The organism is Calidifontibacter indicus, assembly GCF_003386865.1.
In the GTDB taxonomy this organism is placed as follows: domain Bacteria; phylum Actinomycetota; class Actinomycetes; order Actinomycetales; family Dermatophilaceae; genus Yimella; species Yimella indica.
This window is the reverse complement of sequence record NZ_QTUA01000001.1, coordinates 2,778,944-2,798,181: the sequence shown is the minus strand read 5'-3', so window position 1 is coordinate 2,798,181 and position 19,238 is coordinate 2,778,944. Positions and strand designations below refer to the sequence as shown.

Sequence of the window (19,238 nt, the reverse complement as noted above, 5' to 3'; positions counted from 1 at the left end):
CGCTAGGTTGGGCACCATGGCAGCCTGGAGTCCGCTGGAGTGGCCCGTGGTGCGGCAACTGCGCACCGGGGACACCTTCGGCCGTGGACCCGCAGCCACTTCCGCGAAGACCCGCGCGCTCCAGCCGCGCACTGCCACCTCCGACCGTGTCGTGCAGAGCGTGTGCCCGTACTGCGCCGTGGGGTGCGGTCAGAAGGTCTACGTCAAGGACGAACGCGTCGTCCAGATCGAGGGCGACCCCGACTCGCCGATCTCACGGGGACGCTTGTGCCCCAAGGGTTCTGCGAGCGAGCAGCTGGTCAACTCGCCGGGTCGGGTCACGCAGGTGCTGTATCGCGCGCCGCACGCGACCGACTGGACGACGCTCGACCGCGACGAAGCCGTCGACATGATCGCCCAACGGTTCGTCGAAGCGCGGCGCCGCGGCTGGCAGGACACCGACGAGCACGGCCGTCCGCTGCGCCGCACGATGGGCATCGCCTCGCTCGGTGGCGCCACGCTGGACAACGAGGAGAACTACCTCATCAAGAAGTTGTTCACCGCCGCCGGTGCGATCCAGATCGAGAACCAAGCCCGTATTTGACACTCCGCCACGGTTCCCGGTCTGGGGGCCTCGTTCGGGCGCGGCGGCGCCACCCAATCGCTGCAGGACATGGCCAACGCCGATTGCATCGTGTTGCAGGGCGGCAACATGGCCGAAGCACACCCGGTGGGGTTCCAGTGGGTTGCCGAGGCGAAGGCGCGCGGAGCCCGGGTCATCCATGTCGACCCGCGCTTCACCCGCACCGGCGCGGTGGCCGACCGACACATCCCGATCCGAGCCGGATCCGACGTCGCCCTGCTCGGCGGCCTGATCAACTACGTGCTCAGCAACGACCTCTGGTTCCACGACTACGTCGTCGCCTACACCAACGCCGCGACCGTCGTGAACGAGGACTTCCGCGACACCGAGGACCTCGGCGGACTGTTCTCCGGGTTCGATCCCGACAGCGGCAAGTACGACCCGACGACCTGGGCGTACGAGCAGGGTGAGCCCGACGACCCCGGACGCCGGGTGATGCACGGTGCCCACGCGTCCGACCAGGCGGCCGGAGACCAACTCGGGTCGGGCGGCGCGGCGAGCGGCACCCACGAGCCGGTGCGCGACGACTCCTTGCAGCACCCACGATGCGTGTTCCAGATTCTCAAGCGGCACTTCGCGCGGTACACCCCGGAGATGGTCGCGCAGGTCAGCGGCATCGAGCCCGACGACTTCGCCTACCTGGCCGAGTCGATCACGGCCAACTCCGGGCGCGAGCGCACCACCTGCTTCGCCTACGCCACCGGCTGGACCCAGCACACTCTCGGTGCGCAGTTCATCCGCTGCGCCTCGATCCTGCAACTGCTGCTTGGCAACATCGGTCGGCCCGGGGGCGGCATCATGGCGCTGCGCGGGCACGCCAGCATCCAGGGATCGACCGACATCCCGACCCTGTTCAACCTGTTGCCCGGCTACCTGCCGATGCCGAAGGCGGGCTTCCAGGACACCCTCGGCGACTACCTGCGCACCGTCCACACCAAGCAGGAGAAGGGTTTCTGGGCGAACGCCGACGACTACCTGGTGAGTCTGCTGAAGGCGTGGTGGGGCGATGCGGCGACCGCCGACAACGACTTCGCGTACGGCTACCTGCCCCGGCTCGACGAACCAGCCGGCACCTACCAGACCGTGCAGAACATGCTGGCCGACCGGGTGGATGGCTACTTCCTGCTGGGGCAGAACCCCGCGGTCGGGTCGGCCAACGGCCGCATGCAGCGCACCGCGATGAACCACCTCAAGTGGTTGGTGGTGCGTGACCTGCAACTGATCGAGTCGGCCACCTGGTGGAAGGACGGCCCGGAGGTCGTCTCCGGGGAGATCAGGCCGGACGACATCGGCACCGAGGTCTTCTTCCTGCCGGCGGCCACCCACGTGGAGAAGGCGGGGTCGTTCACCCAGACCCAACGGATGCTGCAGTGGCGTCACCAGGCCGTGCAGCCGCCGGGTCAGGCGCAGAGCGAGTTGGAGTTCTTCCACGAACTTGGGGTGCGCATCCGCGCGCTGCTGGCCGACTCCACCGACGAGCGCGACCGTCCGCTGCTCGACCTCACCTGGGACTACCCGAAGGACGCGCACGGCGAGACCGACCCGGAGTCGGTGCTGGCCGAGATCAACGGTCGCCACCTCACCGGCGACGACGCAGGCAAACCGATCTCGTCCTACACCCAACTGCGCGCCGACGGCTCCACCATCTCGGGCTGCTGGATCTACGCCGGGGTCTACGCCGACGGCGTCAACCACGCCGCCGACCGGGTGCCGCACGGCGGCGACGGCCCGGCTCAGAACCAGTGGGGCTGGGCCTGGCCGGCCAACCGGCGCGTGCTCTACAACCGCGCCTCGGCCGACCCCGACGGCAAACCGTGGAGCGAGCGCAAGAAGTACGTTTGGTGGGATGCCGAGCAGGGCAAGTGGGTCGGCGACGACATCCCCGACTTCCCCGAAGACCTCCCGCCCGACGCGCGCCCGGAACCGGGAACCGGTGGGCCACAGGGACTTTCCGGTGACGACCCGTTCGTCATGCAGACCGACGGCAAGGGCTGGTTGTTCGCGCCGAGTGGTCTGGTCGACGGCCCGCTGCCCACCCACTACGAGCCGCCGGAGTCGCCGGTGCCCAACGCGCTCTACCCGCAACAGCAGAGCCCGTCGCGGGTGGTGCTCGACGACGTCGACAACCTCGCCGCCGTCGGTGCGAACGCCGCCGAGGTGTATCCGTACGTGTTCACCACCTACCGGCTCACCGAGCACCACACCGCAGGCGGCATGAGCCGCTTCCTGCCGTTCCTCTCCGAGCTCCAACCGGAGATGTTCTGCGAGGTGTCGCCGCTGCTGGCCGCCGAGCGCGGGCTCGAGCCCTACGGCTGGGCCACGATCGTGTCGGCGCGCGCCGTGATCGAGGCGAAGGTGCTCGTCACCGACCGGATCACGCCGCTGCAGGTCGGTGGGCGCACCGTCCACCAGATCGGACTGCCCTATCACTGGGGCGTCGGGTCGAACGCGCTGGTCACCGGCGACGCCGCGAACGACCTGGTCGGCATCTCACTCGACCCGAATGTGCTCATCCAGGGGTCGAAGGCCGGGCTCGCCGACATCCGCCCGGGACGCCGTCCGCGCGGGGAGGAGGCGGCGGCGTTGGTGCGCAGCTACCAGGAGCGCGCCGGCAGCGCGCCGGAGGACGCTCGGCACCGGATCAGCGACCCGTCCCGTGAGACCGTGTATCCGCCTGCTGACCAAGACGATTCGCGCAAGGAGGGGTGATGGGGCAGTTCTCCGGACCGACCGACCCGGCGGTCGACGCCCGCTGGGACAAGCACGAAGCGCGCAAGGGTTTCTTCACCGACACCTCGATCTGCATCGGGTGCAAGGCCTGCGAGGTGGCCTGCAAGGAGTGGAACCACAACCCGGCCGACGGCGACCTCACGCTGCTCGGGTCGTCCTACGACAACTCGGGCCAGTTGGGCGCCGACACCTGGCGGCACGTCGCGTTCGTCGAGCAGGGGGCGACCGAGATCGCGCAGGCCCGTGCATCGGGGCGCAAATTGGTGTCGCTCGGGATGCCGACGGTGCGCGCGGTCGAGCAGGCGCCCGATCTCTCTGTGCCCGATCCCTCGCCGATTCCCGGCGACACCCCCGACTTCCGGTGGCTCATGGCGTCGGACGTCTGCAAGCACTGCACCCACGCCGGCTGCCTCGACGTCTGTCCGACCGGCGCGTTGTTCCGCACCGAGTTCTCCACCGTCGTGGTGCAGGCCGACGTCTGCAACGGATGCGGCACATGCGTGGCCGGCTGCCCGTTCGGAGTGATCGAGCGACGCTCCGACGGCATCGTGTCGGCGCCCGCCGACCGTGCCGAACGCAACCCCAATCACGGTGTCGCACAGAAGTGCACCCTGTGTTACGACCGGTTGCTCGACGACCAGACCCCGGCCTGCGCGAAGACCTGCCCGACCACGTCGATCAAGTTCGGCGACCACGACGAGATGGTGCGCATCGCGCGGGAGCGGGTGGCCGAACTGCACGCGCAAGGACGCACCGAGGCGCGGTTGTACGGCGCGAATGAGCACGACGGTGTCGGTGGCACCGGCTCGGTGTTCCTGTTGCTCGACGAACCCGAGGTCTACGGCCTGCCGCCCGACCCGCGGGTGCCGACGGCCGACCTCAACGCGATGTACCGCCGCGCCACCGCGGCGGCCATCGGCATGGTCGCGGCGTCGGCGCTGGTGTTCGTGAAGGGAATCGGTCTGCGTTGAGCGACTTCGACGAACTGCGTCCGCCCCAACCGACTCGACGTCGGCGCCGGCGGGACGGCAAACGGGAACGCCGCGGCTGGCGGGACGGCGGCGACGGCGCCCGCGAGATGTCGATGGTGCCCGACGTCGAATTCACCTCCTACTACGGGCGTGCCGTCGTCAAGGCACCGCCGTGGAAGCACGAGGTGCCGGCCTACCTGTTCCTCGGTGGGGTGGCCGGCGGGTCGGGCCTGATCGCACTCGGTGCGCAACTGACCGGGCTCGACGCGCTGCGCCGCAACGCCCGCCTCGGCGGACTCGTCGCGATCGGTCTCGGCGGCGCGGCGCTGGTGCGCGATCTGGGCCGCCCGGAGCGTTTCTACAACATGCTGCGCACCTTCAAGGTGAGCTCGCCGATGAGCATGGGCTCGTGGATCCTCACCGGCTACAGCGTCGGTGCGGGTGTCGCCGGGGCCGCCGAGGTCGACCGGCTCAGCGGCGACCGCCTGCCGCTCGGACCGCTGCGTCCGGTGCTGCGCGCCGTCGAACCCTGGGCCGGGCTCGAGGCCGCCGTCTTCTCCCCGCCGCTCGCGTCGTACACGGCAGTTCTGTTGTCCGACACCGCGAATCCGACCTGGAACGACGCCCATCGACACCTGCCGTTCGTGTTCGTCAGCTCCGCGACCCTGGCGGCCTGCGGCCTGGCGATGATCACCACCCCGACCCGGGAGACCGGCCCGGTGCGTGCCCTCGCCGCGATCGCCGTCGTCGGCGACATCGTGGCGACGAAGGTCATGGAGCACGGCATGGACCCGACCGTCGTCGAGACCTTGCACAACGGCACGGCCGGTCGCCTGCTTCGCACTGCCGAGCGGCTCGCGGCCGTCGGGGGAGCAGCCGCGCTCTTCGGCGGACGCCTGCGCCCGGTGGCCGCCGCGTCCGGCGTCGCGCTGCTGGCGGCGTCGGCCTGCACCAGGTTCGGGGTGTTCGACGCCGGCATCGAATCGGTGAAGGACCCGCGGTACGTCATCGAGCCGCAGAAGCGCCGACTCGCCGCCCGCAGGGCCGCGGGGGAGACCGGCGACTCGATCACCACCGCCTGACCGGACTCCGTCAGCGGACGGTGATGCCCGCGCCGACCACCGTGTGACCGATCACCGGATACCCGGGCACCTCGCCCACCACCAGGAGGCCGCCCGAGGTCTGGGCGTCGGCGAGAAACAGCAGGTCGTCCTGCGTGACACCGGTCTCGGCGGTGAGGTGCGGTCGCACCCAGTCGAGATTGCGACGTGTGCCGCCGGAGACGAAACCGTCACGCAGGGCCTCGAGCGCGCCGTCGACCGCGGGCACCGCCGATCGCTCGATCATCGCGCCGACACCCGAGGCGCGCAGCATCTTGTGCAGATGCCCCAGCAGGCCGAAGCCGGTGACATCGGTGGCGGCCCGAGCGCCTGCTTCGAGGGCGGCGACCGACGCGTCGCGGTTCAGCATCGTCATCACCTCGACCGCATGAGCGAAGACCTCACCGGTGCGCTTGTGCCGGTTGTTGAGCAGACCGACACCGAGCGGTTTGGTCAGCGTGATCGGCAGGTCTGCCGTCGCGGAATCATTGCGCAACAGCCGTTTCGGGTCGGCAACGCCGGTGACGGCCATGCCGTACTTCGGCTCCGGGTCGTCGACGCTGTGACCACCGAGCACCGGGCAACCGGCCTCGCCGGCGACCGCAAGACCACCACGCAACACCTCGGTCATGAGCTCCATCGGCAGTACATCGCGGGGCCAGCCGACCAGGTTGATCGCCACGACCGGGCGACCGCCCATCGCGTAGACGTCGGAGAGGGCGTTGGCGGCCGCGATGCGTCCCCAGTCGTAGGCGTCGTCGACCACAGGGGTGAAGAAGTCGGCGGTCGAGAGCACCGCGAGGTCGTCGGCGATCCGCACCGCCGCTGCATCGTCGCCGGCGTCGAGCCCGACGAGGATGTCGGGGCCGCTCTGGCCGGTGAGCCCGCGGACGGCGTCCTCCAGCTCGCCCGGCGGGATCTTGCAGGCGCAACCCCCGCCGTGGGTGTAGTCGGTCAGCCGGACGGTCGGTGTAGTCGTCACTCTGCGAGCGTACGCAGACGATGCGAGGACCGGCGATGGAGGTCGGGCGGCTAGGGTCTGCCACGGAGGCGTCAGGGTTCCTGGTGGGCCCCCCGGTCTTCAAAACCGGTGAGGCCGAGTAGCTCGGCCTGGCGGGTTCGATTCCCGTCCGCCTCCGCCAAGTCGTTCGTTCGCTTCGCCAAGCAGATCGTCACTCGAGGGCCGGAGGTCGCAGGATGGATCCGAGACGTCGCATCCCGCGCACCGACGTGCTGCTCGCGTCGGCGCCGGTGGTCGAGGCCCGCACGCGCCTCGGTGAGCGTCGGGTGCGCGCCATCGTCGACGGTGTGCTCGACGACGCCCGCTCGGGTGCGCTCGAGCCCGAGGAGGTCGTCGACGTAGTAGCTGATCGTCTGGCCCGACAACGCAGTTCGCAACTTCGGCCGGTGCTCAACGCGACCGGTGTCGTGGTGCACACCAACCTCGGTCGGGCGCCGCTGTCGACTGCGGCGATGGCTGCGGTGCACGACGCGGCCGGCTATGTCGATGTCGAACTCGATCTCGCCACCGGCACCAGGTCGAAGCGTGGCGTGGCCGCTCGACAAGCGCTCCTGGCGGCCTGCCCGGCGGCCGAATCGGCGCTGGTCGTCAACAACGGGGCGGCCGCGCTCGTGCTCGCCACCACCGCGTTGGCGACCGGGCGCGAGGTGGTGGTGAGCCGCGGAGAGCTGATCGAGATCGGTGCCGGCTTCCGATTGCCCGACCTCATCGCGTCGACCGGGGCGCGTCTGCGCGAGGTCGGCACCACCAACCGCACCCACCCGCGCGACTACGCCGACGTGATCGGTCCGCTCACCGGGTGCCTGTTGAAGATCCACCCGAGCAACTTCCGGGTCGAGGGATTCACCAGTGGTGTCGACCTGACGCAGTTGCGGGAGCTGGCGGGCGGACTCCCCGTCGTCTACGACCTCGGGAGCGGGTTGCTGCACCCCGACCCGTTGCTGCCCGATGAGCCCGACGCCACCACGGCGCTGACCGAGGGCGCCGACCTCGTGATCGCCAGCGGTGACAAGCTGCTCGGTGGTCCGCAGGCGGGCATCCTGCTCGGCCGCGCCGACCTGATCGACCGACTGTCCCGTCACCCGTTGGCCCGCGCGGTGCGCGTCGACAAGCTGACGTTGGCTGCGCTCGAGGCGACCCTCACCGGTCCGCTCGCGCCGGTCACGGCGGCACTGCACGCCGACGCCGACGAGCTGAGAACCCGTTGCGAGCGGATCGCCGTGGAGTTCGGGCTCGACGTCGTGCCGCACGACGGACGCGTCGGCGGTGGGGGAGCGCCCGGAGTTCCGTTGCCCGGGTGGGCGATTCGTCTGCCGGAGCGGCTGGCGCCGGTGCTGCGTGCAGGGGATCCGGCAGTGCTCACCCGGGTGCACGACGGCGCCGGCCTGCTCGACCTGCGATGCGTCCCGATCGGTGACGACGAACGCGTGGCAGCGGCCCTGCGGACGGCGCTGGCGGAAGTCTGATGCACGTCGTCGCGACCGCCGGTCACGTCGACCACGGCAAGAGCACCCTCGTCCGCGCACTCACCGGCACCGACCCCGACCGGCTGGCCGAGGAGAAGCGGCGTGGTCTGACGATCGACCTCGGGTTCGCCTGGACGACAACGACATCGGGGGAGCAGGTGGCGTTCGTCGATGTGCCCGGGCACGAGCGATTCATCGCCAACATGCTCGCCGGCCTCGGACCGGCACCCAGCGTGATGTTCGTGCTGGCCGCCGACCAGGGGTGGCAACGGCAGTCGTCCGACCATCGTGACGCGATCGCGGCGCTCGGCATCGAGCACGGTCTGCTCGTGGTGACCCGCTCGGATCTCGCGCCCGAGCGGGTGGACGAGGTGATCGCGCGGGCGCGTGAGGAACTCGCCGGCACCGGGTTGGCTGATGCGCCGTCCGTGGTCGTCAGCGGCACTCGGGGCACCGGGCTCGAGGAGTTGCGAGCCGCGCTGGACCTGTTGGTGCGCACCGCCCCGCCGCCGGATCCTGCGGCGCGATTGCGGATGTGGATCGATCGGTCGTTCACGGTGAAGGGGTCGGGCACGGTGGTGACGGGCACGCTCGGCGCCGGCACCATCGCGGTGGGCGACCATCTCCGGGTCGGCGGCCGACCGGTGGTCGTGCGCGGCCTCGAAAGCCTTGGGCAACAGCGGGATCGGGTGGTGCCGACGAGCCGGGTGGCGGTCAACCTGCGGGGCGTCAAGGCGGACGAGGTCGGACGCGGCGTGGCGCTCGTGCGTGACGATTGGCCGGCGACCGGCGTGGTCGACGTCCGGCTGGTCAGCGGCGAGTCGCCCGCGGATATGCCGGCTCACCTCGTCGCACATGTGGGCACGGCATCGGTGCCGGTGCGGGTGCGTCCGCTCGGCGATGAGCACGCGCGACTCACCTTCGACCAAGCGCTGCCGCTGGTCGCCGGTGACCGGGTCGTGCTGCGCGACCCGGGGCAGCGGATCGTCGGCGGGGTGCAGGTGCTCGACCCGGATCCGCCGCCGTTCCACCGGCGCGGTGCCGCCACCCGCCGGGCCGACGACCTCGCGCAGGTGCGTGACCTACGCGACCCGGCGGTTCAGGTGGAGCGGCGCGGCGCCGTCCGGCCCGCACATCTCGCCGCGCTCGGGTTCGCCGTCGACGCGGTTCCGCCCAGTGTGCGCGCCGTCAGTGAGTGGTGGGTGACAGACGCGACCTGGGCGCGGTGGGTCGACGCGCTGCGTTCGCAAGTCGCGGCGTCAGAAGCAGCCGATCCGCTCGGCGGCGGGCTTTCGGTCGGTGCCGCGGTCGATCTGCTCGACCTGCCCGATGATGCGCTGCTGGCACCGGTCGCGCAGGCGGCGGGAGTGCGGTCGGACGGCGGGCGAGTCACCGGCGAGCAGGACCCGCTGGCGCCGATCGCTGGGGCGCTCCAGGCGCTCACCGATCGGCTGCAGGAAGCGCCGTTCGATGCGCCGACTGCCGCAGACCTCGACGAACTCGGTTTGGGTGCAAGAGAACTCGCGGCTGCCGAGCGGGCAAGTCGCATCGTCCGATTGCCCGGCGGGGTCGTGCTCCTGCCGAATGCGCCGGCCCTTGCGATGCGCGCCTTGGCCCGACTCGAGCAGCCGTTCACCGCGAGCCAGGCTCGCCAGGCGCTCGACTCCTCGCGCCGTGTGGTGATTCCGCTGCTGGAGTTGCTCGACGCGAAGGGTTGGACCCGACAGGTTGAGAAGGGGCTGCGCGAGGTGCGCCGATAGCGGAGGGCGTTGGCGACGGGCGACCAACTCGCGTCTGGCGCGACTTACTGCCAGGTATTCGACGGAACCAGGGAGTAACCCACGTCTGGCGCGACTTCGTGCGCGGGGTGCGTGCCACCGGGCGGGACTGCGAGGCTTATGACACTTTGTGTGCAAGATTGCAATTGGGTGTAATGCCCGTCACACTGAAGCCATGTACGGCAACGACTTCGGCGACCCTGACGAGCCCCTCAACGCTGCCGAGGGTGATGCGCTCGACGAGCTGCTCGCATCGGCCACCCAGCGCGGTGACGGCGGAAACTTCGACGAGCTCATCGAGGCAGACCTGCGCATCGAGCCGCGCGACCAGATGCCGGACGATTACCGGCAGACCCTGATCCGGCAGATCGCGCAGCACGCGCACTCCGAGATCATCGGCATGCAGCCCGAGGGCAACTGGATCACCCGCGCTCCCTCGTTGCGCCGCAAGGCGATTCTCATTGCGAAGGTGCAGGACGAAGCCGGTCACGGCCTCTACCTCTACTCCGCGGCCGAGACCCTCGGGGTCGATCGAAGCGAGTTGCTCGACAAGCTGCACTCGGGCAGGCAGAAGTACTCCTCGATCTTCAACTACCCGACGCTCACCTGGGCCGACGTGGGCGCGATCGGCTGGCTGGTCGACGGCGCGGCGATCATGAACCAGGTGCCGTTGTGCCGTTGCTCCTTCGGTCCGTACGCGCGGGCGATGATCCGCGTGTGCAAGGAGGAGTCGTTCCACCAGCGGCAGGGGTTCGAGTCGCTGTACACGATGTCGCGGGGCAGCCAGCGGCAGAAGGCGATGGTGCAGGACGCCGCGAACCGGTGGTGGTGGCCGGCGCTGATGATGTTCGGCCCGCCCGACACCGGTGAACACGCCGGCGATGGTCGCACGGCACAGTCGATGGCATGGGGCATCAAGCGTTTCGCCAATGACGAACTGCGTCAGAAGTTCGTCGACATGACCGTGCCGCAGGCTCAGAAGCTCGGCATCGAGTTGCCCGACCCCGACCTGAAGTGGAACGAGGAGCGCGGCCACTGGGACTTCGGCGCGATCGACTGGGACGAGTTCTGGCGGGTGCTCAAGGGTGACGGCCCGTGCAACGAGGAGCGCATCAACCACCGGGTGCAGGCGCATGAGGACGGCGCATGGGTGCGCGAGGCGGCCGTCGCCTACCACGAGAAGCAGCAGGAACGGCAGCAGGGAGCAGTGGCATGAGCGGGGTCGACAAGCGGGAGTGGCCGCTGTTCGAGGTGTTCGTTCGCAGCAAGCGCGGGTTGTCGCACGTGCACGCCGGTTCGCTGCACGCGCCCGATGCACAGATGGCGCTGCGCAACGCGCGCGACCTCTACACCCGCCGCCAGGAAGGCGTCTCGGTGTGGGTGGTTCAGGCGTCCGACATCACGGCGTCGAGCCCCGACGAACGCGAGAGCTTCTTCGACCCCGCCGGTGACAAGGTCTACCGGCACCCGACGTCCTACGACGTGCCGAAGGATGTCGAGTACCTGTGACATCTGCAGCTGAGACTCCGACCGATCTCGTTGAAGCACAGGGGAGCCCGGCTGTTGCCGACTATCTGCTCGGGCTCGCCGACGACGCCCTGATCTACACCCAGCGCCTCGGCGAATGGGTGTCGCGTGCCCCGCAGATCGAGGAGGACATGGCGCTGGGCAATATCGCCCTCGACCAGCTCGGTCAGGCACGTGCACTGCTCACCTATGTGGGCAGCGTCGACGGCACCGGCCGTGACGAGGACGCGCTGGCCTACCTGCGCGACGAACGCGAGTTCCGCAACGTCCACCTCGTCGAGCAGGAGCGCGGCGACTTCGGCTTCGAAATGGCTCGGCTGCTGTGGTTCTCCAGCTACCAGTACGAGCTCTACGCGCGCCTGGTCGACAGTGCCGACGACCAGGTGGCCGCGATCGCCCGCAAGGCGATCAAGGAGGTCGCTTACCATCGCGACCACGCCACCCAGTGGGTGTTGCGACTCGGTGACGGCACCCAGCAGTCGCACGAGCGGATGCAGGCCGGCCTCGACGCGGTCGCGACCTACGTCGCCGAACTCTTCGACGACAGTGAATCTGCCCGTGCCGCAGCAGAATCCGGCGTCGGCGTGCTGCCGTCGTCGCTCGCCGACGGCGCGAAGGCCTACGTGCGTTCGGTCACCGACGAAGCGACGCTCGATTACGTCGACTCCGCTCGTGCCACGGCCCGCGGCGGGCGCATCGGCGTTCACTCCCAGGTGATGGGTTACCTGCTCGCCGAGATGCAGCACATCCACCGCTCCCACCCCGACGCGACGACCTGGTGAGGAGGTGGTGACGCCCATGGTGACCACCGTCGACCGGATCACCGAGCTCGAAGCCGCCGTCCGGGCGGTGCCCGACCCCGAGATCCCGGTGATCACGCTCGACGACCTCGGCGTGATCCGTTCGTTCGAGGCCGATCTCGACACCGGAGTCGTCCGCGTCGTCATGACACCGACCTACTCCGGCTGCCCCGCGATGGAAGCGATGACGACGGCCGTCGCGTCGGCCATCGAGCGCCGCGGCTGCACGCCGCAGGTCGAGATCGCTCTTCACCCGGCCTGGACCACCGACTGGATGTCGCAGGCTGGACGGGATCGGCTGCGCGAGTTCGGAATTGCGCCTCCTGGCCAGGCCGCGCACGGCTCGGATGGATCTCGCGGATCGCATGGATCGGCGGGGCCGATCGGGGTCAGCCTGGGACGCCGCGTCGTCACCTGCCCGCTGTGCGGCGGCACCGATTCCGAGGTCGTGTCCGAGTTCGGTGCGACCGCGTGCAAGGCTCTGCGTCGCTGCCTGAACTGCAAGGAACCGTACGAGGAGTTCAAACCGCTGTGACCGCACTCATCTCCACGCCGACCCGACGTCGCGCGCAGTTCCACGAACTCGAGGTCGTCGAGGTGCAGCGACTCACCCCGACCGCCGTCGCACTCACGTTTGCGGTGCCGGACGAACTCGGCGACGAGTTCGCCTTCCGGCCCGGACAACATCTCACGCTGCGCCACACGATCGACGGCCAGGACGTGCGCCGGTCGTACTCGATCTGCATGTCGCGGCCGGAAGCGCTGCGCCGCAAGGTGATCCGGGTCGGTTCTGCCGAGGTGGACGGTGGGCTGATGTCCACCTGGATCAACCGTGAGGTGAAGGTCGGCGATCGCATCGACGTGATGACGCCGCTCGGCTCGTTCGTCACTCCGCCGTCCGAGGTGGGTGCCCGGCACCACGTCGCGCTCGCTGCCGGCTCGGGCATCACCCCGGTGCTGTCGCTGCTCACCTCCGCTTTGGAGGAAGAGGAGGGCTCGCGCGTCACCCTCGTCTACGGCAACCGGCGCACCGAGTCGATCATGTGCCTCGAGGAACTCGAAGACCTCAAGAACGCCTATCCCGGCCGCGTGCACCTCATGCACGTGCTGTCCCGGGAGCCGCACGACGTCGAATGGCTCAACGGGCGCATCGACGCCGAGAAGCTCGAACTGCTCTTCGGCAGTGTGTTGCCGATCGAGACCGTCGACGAGTGGTACCTCTGCGGACCGTTCGAAATGGTCGAAGGCGCCCGAAAGTTGTTGGCGGACAAGGGAGTCAGCGAAGACCACGTGCACCACGAAGTGTTCCACGTGACCGAGGACGGCAGTGCGCCGCCGCGTCGGGTCGAGGTCGACACCTCAGCCCCGGCCGAGGCGATCGTCACCGTCAACCTCGACGGCCGCACCACCCGCGTCGAGATGCCGTCGAAAGCGGAGACCATCCTCGACGCGACGTTGCGGGCCCGCCCGGACGCGCCGTTCGCCTGCACCGGCGGGGTCTGCGGCACCTGCCGCGCCCGTGTCGTCTCAGGTGAAGTCACGATGGAGCGCAACTACGCGCTCGAACCCGACGAGGTTGCCGCCGGCCTCGTGCTTGCCTGCCAGTCCCACCCGGTCACGGACGAAGTCACCCTGGACTACGACAGCTGAGTTGCCGGCGGCTGGCCGTCTGCTGGTCATCCTCTGCTTGTCGACGGTGTGCGTCTGCTTGGCGGTGGTGGGTGTCTGACCGATCGGCACCTCAACTCGACCAGTCACCTGACTCGGCGGAGTCGGACGGCTCGGCCAGCGTGGTCAGGCGGGCTCCGTGGTCAGTCGGGCTCCGTGATCAGTCGCGCGCGGGCGGTTCAGCGTGGCTCGGGTGGATTCTTCTCGGTGCGGCCGCTGTCGCTGTCGGGGTACGTGGTGTAGCGGCGGCCGGTGCGGCTGATCCAGGTACAGATGCCGTCGTCGGTCATTTCGACGTCCCAGTGGCCTTTGGTCTTGGCGTCGTGGTGGTGCCGGCACATCGCGGCGAGGTTGGCGCCCTTGGTGTCGCCGGTGGGCCATTCCTGCACGTGGTCTTCGTCGCAACGGATCGCGGGACGGCTGCATCCGGGGAACCGGCACGACCGGTCCCTCAACTGCACGAACTCCCGGACCTTCGGTGGCGGCTCGTAGCGTGCCGACGCTGTCTCTGCGGTGATGCCGGTGTCGGTGTCGAACAGCACCCGGGTCAGCCGGCACCCGAACCGTTCGACCAGCGCATCGACGGTGTCCGGAGCGACCAACCCGATGCCGGGGATCTCGGCCCAGTCGGCAGCTGAGCCGCGGCCGACACCATCCGATGGCGCGTTCCCGTCGTCGTGCTGGTCGTGCTGGTCGTGCTGGTCGTCTGGTGCGCCTCCAAGTGGCCTGGGCGGCGCTGGTGATCCTGGCGGTCCGGTCGAGGGTTCCGACCCGGGCCATCCGTCCGACCCAGGCGATCCGTCTGTGGTCCAGTTGTTTTCGGGAGGGCCTGCAGTGTCGGTGGGTGGGCGATCGTCGTCGCATCCATCGGTTGCCGGCGCCTGCGTGCTCCTTGCGCCGTCGCTGGTGCCACCAGTGCCACCAGTGCTGCCGTCGGCGCGACCGGACTGAGCCGCGGGCCGGGCGCTGTCGCTGTCGTGAGCGTCGCTGTTGTTCTGGCGTTGGAAGGGGACGTGGATGACGAGGTGGACCCCGATGTCGCAGCCTTGGGTGACGAGGTCGCACAGTGCGTCGAGGCGTAGCTGGCCGAGCGTCGGTTTGACCGTCGGTTTGAACGCTGACCCTGGCTCCGAACCCTGCTCCGAACCTTGCTGCGGATCCTGCGGGTAGTGCTCGGGGTGCGCTTCCGCATGTTGTTCGGGGTGTTTACGCCAGGTGTCGGCCAACTGGTCGAGCGCGGCGTGGATCTTCGCGATCTGATCCGCCGGACCCACCGCACGCAGTTCGGACAACCCGGGGATGTCGGAGCCTTCCGCCCAGACCCCGGTCGCTTCCCGCGCGGTCCGCTGCTTCGATTGTTTCGCGGCGTCGGCCTCCCACCGGGTCACCAAGGCCCGCACGGTCGACTTCAGTTTCTGGAACCCCCACGAGGCGAACCCGCGCGAACCCAACAACTCGGCCTCGACCATCGCCGCCGTCGTGGAGGTGGCGTCGGCCAGTTCGGCCGCAACGAGGCTCACTTTCCAGAACGGCACCCCACCCGCGACCGCGGCCTCGACCAGCCGCGGCGCTTTCGTACACGCGGTGACCGCGGCACCCAGACGCGTCGACGCCGTGCGTGGCGCAAACTGGCAGGCGGCGGCCAAATCGGTGTCGGCGAAGTCGGCCTGATGCCCGATGGGCCGCTCGACCGGCACCGCGAACCCGGTGTCGGTATCGATCACTTCGCGGTCGATCGCGGCGTACCTCGCCATCGCGATCGCCGCAGCACCTTGCACCACCGAACCGGTGACCGCGGCCGCACGGATCGTCTCCTCCAACGACCGCAACTCCTCCACCGAGGAGAGCCGGCTCAACGGGTGCCCGTCGCTGAGGCGCGCACCGTCGCCGGCCGCACTGTCGCCGGCCGCACTGTCGCCGGCCGCACTGTCGCCGGCGGGACTGTCGGTGGCGCGGATGGTGTCGGTGTCGATCTTGGCGAACGCGTCCCGACACAGCTGCGCCGCCGCAGCCAGCATGTCGGTGGGCGTTGAGTGTTCGGTGATGACCGGCCGCACCCGGTAGGTTTTGCGGCTCAGCACGGATTCGAGCAGCTCGAGTTCGACCTCGCTCAGAGGCTCGTCGATCTCGTAGCTGGTGGTCATGAATCAAACATATGTGCGACCACCGACACCCACCATCAGTCGCAGAAGAACTGTGGAGAAACGACACCGACCCGAGGGGCTGTGGATCAAATCCCGTTGAGAATCAACTGGTTTCGACTCGGTGACCAACGAATGCTTGTCAATGCCGGTGGTGGCACCCGCCGGACCACAGACCGAGGCTCACGCAGCCGGGACGGCTGAGCCCCGTAGCAGGAACGAAGTGACTGCTACGGGGCTCAACGCCGAAGGAGGCTGCAGAAGAGGCAGCGCAAGGCTCACGCAGGCGGGACGACTTGTGCGGGCAGCGACGAAGGAGCGCCCGGCAGAACGCCGACGGAGCCTGCAAAGGTCATCGATCGTCCTGCTTGAGGGCGGTGTCGATGGTGAGCGCTCCCGCGATGCACAGGCTGCGCAGCGGCTCGGGCAGGTCGTAGTGGATGTTCACCGCGTAGTTGTCGGCGGTCGTGAACATCGTGGTGAGCAGGCCCTCCCAGGTCTTGGTCACCCGCGCCACCTCGGTGCCCTGGCCGTCGAGCACGGCGAAGTTCCAGGCGCGCCAGTTCTCGGCATTGAGCGAGCCGATCTCCTGACCGTTGGCCTCCAGCCCGAAGCGGATCTTGCCGAACACATTGCGCTGGATGAGCCGGCCGATCTCGCGCCCCTGCGGGTCTTGCACGATCACCGACGACTTCATCACCTTGGCCGGACGGGTGAGCTGCAACAGCACCTGTCCGTGGTTGTCGCGCACCTCGAGCCGGTGGGTGAGGAACTGGTCGTAGTTGGTCATGACGCGCAGCACCTTGCGCATCGAGCTCTGACCGACCTCGACGACGGCGCCCAGGGTGGAGCCGTCGGCCGCGTAGATGGAGTACTCGTTCGTGACCTCGATGATCTTGCGCTTCTGACTCACGATGAGCGTCTTCTCGGTGAAGACGCTCCGGCCCGACTCGGCCTGCCGATGTCCGGCGGGCCCGGTCATCTGGCCGCCGAACGACTGATCGCCGTAACCCTGCGCGATGCGGTCGTTGAATCCGTGCACCTGTCCGGCGAAACCGTCCGGACGCGGTGCCTGCTGCTGCACATAGGACGGCTGCGGGCCCTGCTGCTGGCCGCCCTGCTGCTGGCCCTGCTGCTGGCCGGGCTGGGCGTACGGGTCGTGCGGCGCGTTGCCGTACTGCTGACCCTGCTGACCCTGCTCACCGGTCTGCGGGCTCTGCTGCTGAGGCGGTGCCGGCGTGCCCCAGTTCTGCGACGGCGCCGCCTGCGCGGGCTGCTGGCTGTAGGGATCCTGCGCGCTCGGAGCCGCCGCGGCGTACGGGTCGGGCTGCTGCGCCTGGGCGTACGGGTCGCGGGGCGCGTTCGGCTGACCGGGCTGCTGACCGGGCTGCTGACCCTGTGCACCCTGGTTGGAACGGCCGGGCAGGCGCACCTGCCCCGGGGGCTGCGACTGACCGAAGCCCGATGGCTGCGAACTCTGGGGCTGTGACGACGATGGCGGTGGCGCGGCAGCCGCGGACGCGTCCGGGTTCGGCTTGGTGAAATCGGTCCAGCCGTTGCCATCGCGGAAACGCAACTTGCGGGGGTCGTTCGGGTCAGGCTGCCAGCCCTGCTCAGTCATTGCGCCATCGTGCCACGCCGTTGAAGTGGCGGGCGGCAGCCTCGCCTCAGACGAACAGCGTGGGCGCGTCGGCCGGATCGAACGCGGCCCGCACCAACTTGCGGTGCAACGGGATGAACGGCAGCCGGGACGCCTCGTCGGCGTCGACCCACGCCACCTCGGTCACCTCGTCCGACAACCCCGGTGTGCCCGAGATCAGCCGGGCCCGAAAGCACACGCCGTACGTCTGCGTGAGTTTCGCGCCGTCGCGCGAGCGCACCACCACGTCGGGATCGGTGTAGACGGCGAGCACCGACTCGACCTCCACCTGAATTCCCGTCTCTTCCAATGCTTCCCGTGCCGCGGCTTCGGCGAAGGTCTCGCCGGGGTCGATTCCGCCACCGGGCAGACACCACAGCGAGTTGTCCTCGCGGCGGGTGACCAACAGCCGTCCGTCGTGCAGTACCGCCACCGAAGACCCGATCTTCTGGCCGGCTTGGCGCCCGACCCGGTCGCCGAGCACGAGCGTTGCCCGAGGCACGGCTCGTTCGTAGGTCACCCACGCGAAGCCGCTCTGCTGGTCCCGTGAGCTCTCGAGCCACCGGTCTGCGGCGAGCTCGAGAAAGAAGGTGTCGCCCTCGACCTCGCGGTCGATCTCGGTCAACAGGATCTCGTCGGCGAAGGGGAGAGCCTGGGCGTAGATCTGTGCGCCGCCGACCACGAAGACGTCGTCGTCGCCCACCAGCGCCAGTGCGTGATCGAGGCTGCTCGCGACTTCGACACCGTCGGCGTGCCAGTCTGGCTGCCGCGTGATGACGATCGAGCGGCGACCCGGCAGGGCACCCATCGAGTCGAAGGTGCGCCGTCCCATGATCATCGGGTGGCCCATCGTGGTGCGCTTGAAGTACTTGAGGTCTTCGGGCAGGTGCCACGGCATGTCGCCGTCGCGACCGATGACGCCATTGCGCGATCGCGCGGCGATGAGGCGGATCGTCATACCGCGATCGGCGCCTTGATGGACGGGTCTGCCTGGTAACCCTCCAACGAGATGTCGTCGAGCTCGAACGCATCGATCTCGCGCACCTCGGGGTTGAGGCGCAGCGTCGGAAGCTGCTTGGGGGAGCGGGTCAACTGTTCGCGCGCCTGGTCGAGGTGGTTGGAGTAGAGGTGGGCGTCGCCGAGGGTGTGTACGAAATCGCCGACGCCGAGACCGGTCACCTGGGCCACCATGTGGGTCAACAACGCGTAGGACGCGATGTTGAACGGGACACCGAGAAAAACGTCGGCCGACCGCTGGTACAGCTGGCACGACAGCCGCCGCTCACCCGATTCGTCGGCGGGCGACACGTAGAACTGGAACATCGTGTGGCACGGCGGCAACGCCATCTGGTCGACCTCGGCGACGTTCCAGGCGGAGACGATGTGGCGCCGCGAATCGGGGTTGGCGCGGATCGACTCGATCACGTTCGCGAGCTGGTCGACATGCTCACCGGACGGCGTGGGCCACGACCGCCACTGGTGCCCGTAGACGGGCCCGAGGTCGCCGTCGGCGTCTGCCCACTCGTCCCAGATCGTGATGCCGCGATCGTTGAGCCACTTCACGTTGGTGTCGCCGCGCAGGAACCACAGCAGCTCCCCGAAGATCGATCGCAGGTGCAGCTTCTTGGTGGTGAGGACCGGAAAACCCGCGCTGAGATCGAAGCGCATCTGGTGACCGAAGACCGACAGGGTGCCGGTGCCGGTGCGGTCGTCCTTGCGGGCGCCCTCAGTCAGGATCCGGTCGAGCAGATCGAGGTATTGCTGCATGGCCGGGA

Annotated in this window: 15 protein-coding genes and 1 tRNA gene; 11 read left to right on the top strand and 5 right to left on the bottom strand. The window is 69.1% G+C overall.

Annotated features, from left to right (window positions below):
- Positions 1 to 16: 16 nt before the first annotated feature.
- From fdh to nrfD, 3 genes are read left to right on the top strand one after another with little or no spacing between them, the layout of a single operon-like run.
- Positions 17 to 3,331: a formate dehydrogenase gene (gene fdh, locus DFJ65_RS13265; RefSeq protein WP_245950255.1), complete on the top strand. Its 3,315-nt coding sequence runs from the start codon at positions 17 to 19 to the stop codon at positions 3,329 to 3,331.
- Positions 3,331 to 4,323, top strand: a complete 993-nt coding sequence (locus tag DFJ65_RS13260) for a 4Fe-4S dicluster domain-containing protein (protein WP_115923423.1) — start codon at positions 3,331 to 3,333, stop codon at positions 4,321 to 4,323. The genes fdh and DFJ65_RS13260 overlap by 1 nt, the downstream gene beginning before the upstream one ends.
- The gene (nrfD, locus tag DFJ65_RS13255; RefSeq protein ID WP_115923422.1) at positions 4,320 to 5,405 is read left to right on the top strand and encodes an NrfD/PsrC family molybdoenzyme membrane anchor subunit; all 1,086 of its coding nucleotides are present in this window, start codon (positions 4,320 to 4,322) and stop codon (positions 5,403 to 5,405) included. The genes DFJ65_RS13260 and nrfD overlap by 4 nt, the downstream gene beginning before the upstream one ends.
- A 10-nt stretch (positions 5,406 to 5,415) precedes the next feature.
- Here nrfD and selD read toward each other — a convergent pair whose 3' ends face one another.
- Positions 5,416 to 6,405, bottom strand: a complete 990-nt coding sequence (gene selD, locus DFJ65_RS13250; protein WP_115923421.1) for a selenide, water dikinase SelD — start codon at positions 6,403 to 6,405, stop codon at positions 5,416 to 5,418.
- A 64-nt stretch (positions 6,406 to 6,469) separates the two neighbouring features.
- Between selD and DFJ65_RS13245 the strand changes: the two genes are divergently transcribed.
- The 8 genes from DFJ65_RS13245 (at position 6,470) to paaE (ending at position 13,665) form a co-directional block, all read left to right on the top strand.
- Positions 6,470 to 6,565, top strand: a tRNA-Sec gene (locus DFJ65_RS13245).
- 55 nt (positions 6,566 to 6,620) lie between these two features.
- Positions 6,621 to 7,910 carry an L-seryl-tRNA(Sec) selenium transferase gene (gene selA, locus DFJ65_RS13240; RefSeq protein WP_115923420.1) on the top strand — a complete coding sequence of 430 codons (1,290 nt, stop codon included), beginning with the start codon at positions 6,621 to 6,623 and terminating at the stop codon, positions 7,908 to 7,910.
- Positions 7,910 to 9,670 (top strand): selenocysteine-specific translation elongation factor, encoded by a 1,761-nt coding sequence (gene selB / locus DFJ65_RS13235; RefSeq protein ID WP_211308442.1) that lies wholly within the window; start codon positions 7,910 to 7,912, stop codon positions 9,668 to 9,670. The genes selA and selB overlap by 1 nt, the downstream gene beginning before the upstream one ends.
- Positions 9,671 to 9,863: 193 nt before the next feature.
- On the top strand, positions 9,864 to 10,904 hold the full coding sequence (gene paaA, locus DFJ65_RS13230) for a 1,2-phenylacetyl-CoA epoxidase subunit PaaA (protein WP_115923418.1): 1,041 nt from the start codon (positions 9,864 to 9,866) through the stop codon (positions 10,902 to 10,904).
- Entirely contained in the window at positions 10,901 to 11,197 is a 297-nt protein-coding gene (gene paaB / locus DFJ65_RS13225) for a 1,2-phenylacetyl-CoA epoxidase subunit PaaB (RefSeq protein WP_115923417.1), read from the top strand. The genes paaA and paaB overlap by 4 nt, the downstream gene beginning before the upstream one ends.
- Positions 11,194 to 11,997: a 1,2-phenylacetyl-CoA epoxidase subunit PaaC gene (gene paaC / locus DFJ65_RS13220; RefSeq protein ID WP_115923416.1), complete on the top strand. Its 804-nt coding sequence runs from the start codon at positions 11,194 to 11,196 to the stop codon at positions 11,995 to 11,997. Before paaB ends, paaC begins: the two co-directional genes overlap by 4 nt.
- A 16-nt stretch (positions 11,998 to 12,013) precedes the next feature.
- Positions 12,014 to 12,550 carry a 1,2-phenylacetyl-CoA epoxidase subunit PaaD gene (gene paaD / locus DFJ65_RS13215; protein ID WP_115923415.1) on the top strand — a complete coding sequence of 179 codons (537 nt, stop codon included), beginning with the start codon at positions 12,014 to 12,016 and terminating at the stop codon, positions 12,548 to 12,550.
- Positions 12,547 to 13,665 carry a 1,2-phenylacetyl-CoA epoxidase subunit PaaE gene (paaE, locus tag DFJ65_RS13210; RefSeq protein ID WP_115923414.1) on the top strand — a complete coding sequence of 373 codons (1,119 nt, stop codon included), beginning with the start codon at positions 12,547 to 12,549 and terminating at the stop codon, positions 13,663 to 13,665. The genes paaD and paaE overlap by 4 nt, the downstream gene beginning before the upstream one ends.
- Before the next feature lie 197 nt (positions 13,666 to 13,862).
- Here the strand turns inward: paaE and DFJ65_RS13205 are convergent, their stop codons facing one another.
- The 4 genes from DFJ65_RS13205 to DFJ65_RS13190 all read right to left on the bottom strand — a co-directional run bounded on the left by DFJ65_RS13205 (position 13,863) and on the right by DFJ65_RS13190 (position 19,230).
- Positions 13,863 to 15,827 (bottom strand): HNH endonuclease signature motif containing protein, encoded by a 1,965-nt coding sequence (locus DFJ65_RS13205; RefSeq protein WP_115923413.1) that lies wholly within the window; start codon positions 15,825 to 15,827, stop codon positions 13,863 to 13,865.
- Positions 15,828 to 16,176: 349 nt separating this feature from the next.
- Entirely contained in the window at positions 16,177 to 17,445 is a 1,269-nt protein-coding gene (locus DFJ65_RS18285) for an LURP-one-related family protein (RefSeq protein ID WP_115923412.1), read from the bottom strand.
- A gap of 46 nt (positions 17,446 to 17,491) precedes the next feature.
- Positions 17,492 to 18,421, bottom strand: coding sequence for a dihydrofolate reductase (locus DFJ65_RS17540; RefSeq protein WP_170144091.1), 930 nt, complete (start codon positions 18,419 to 18,421; stop codon positions 17,492 to 17,494).
- On the bottom strand, positions 18,418 to 19,230 hold the full coding sequence (locus DFJ65_RS13190; protein WP_115923411.1) for a thymidylate synthase: 813 nt from the start codon (positions 19,228 to 19,230) through the stop codon (positions 18,418 to 18,420). The genes DFJ65_RS17540 and DFJ65_RS13190 overlap by 4 nt, the downstream gene beginning before the upstream one ends.
- Between the last annotated feature and the right edge of the window lie 8 nt (positions 19,231 to 19,238).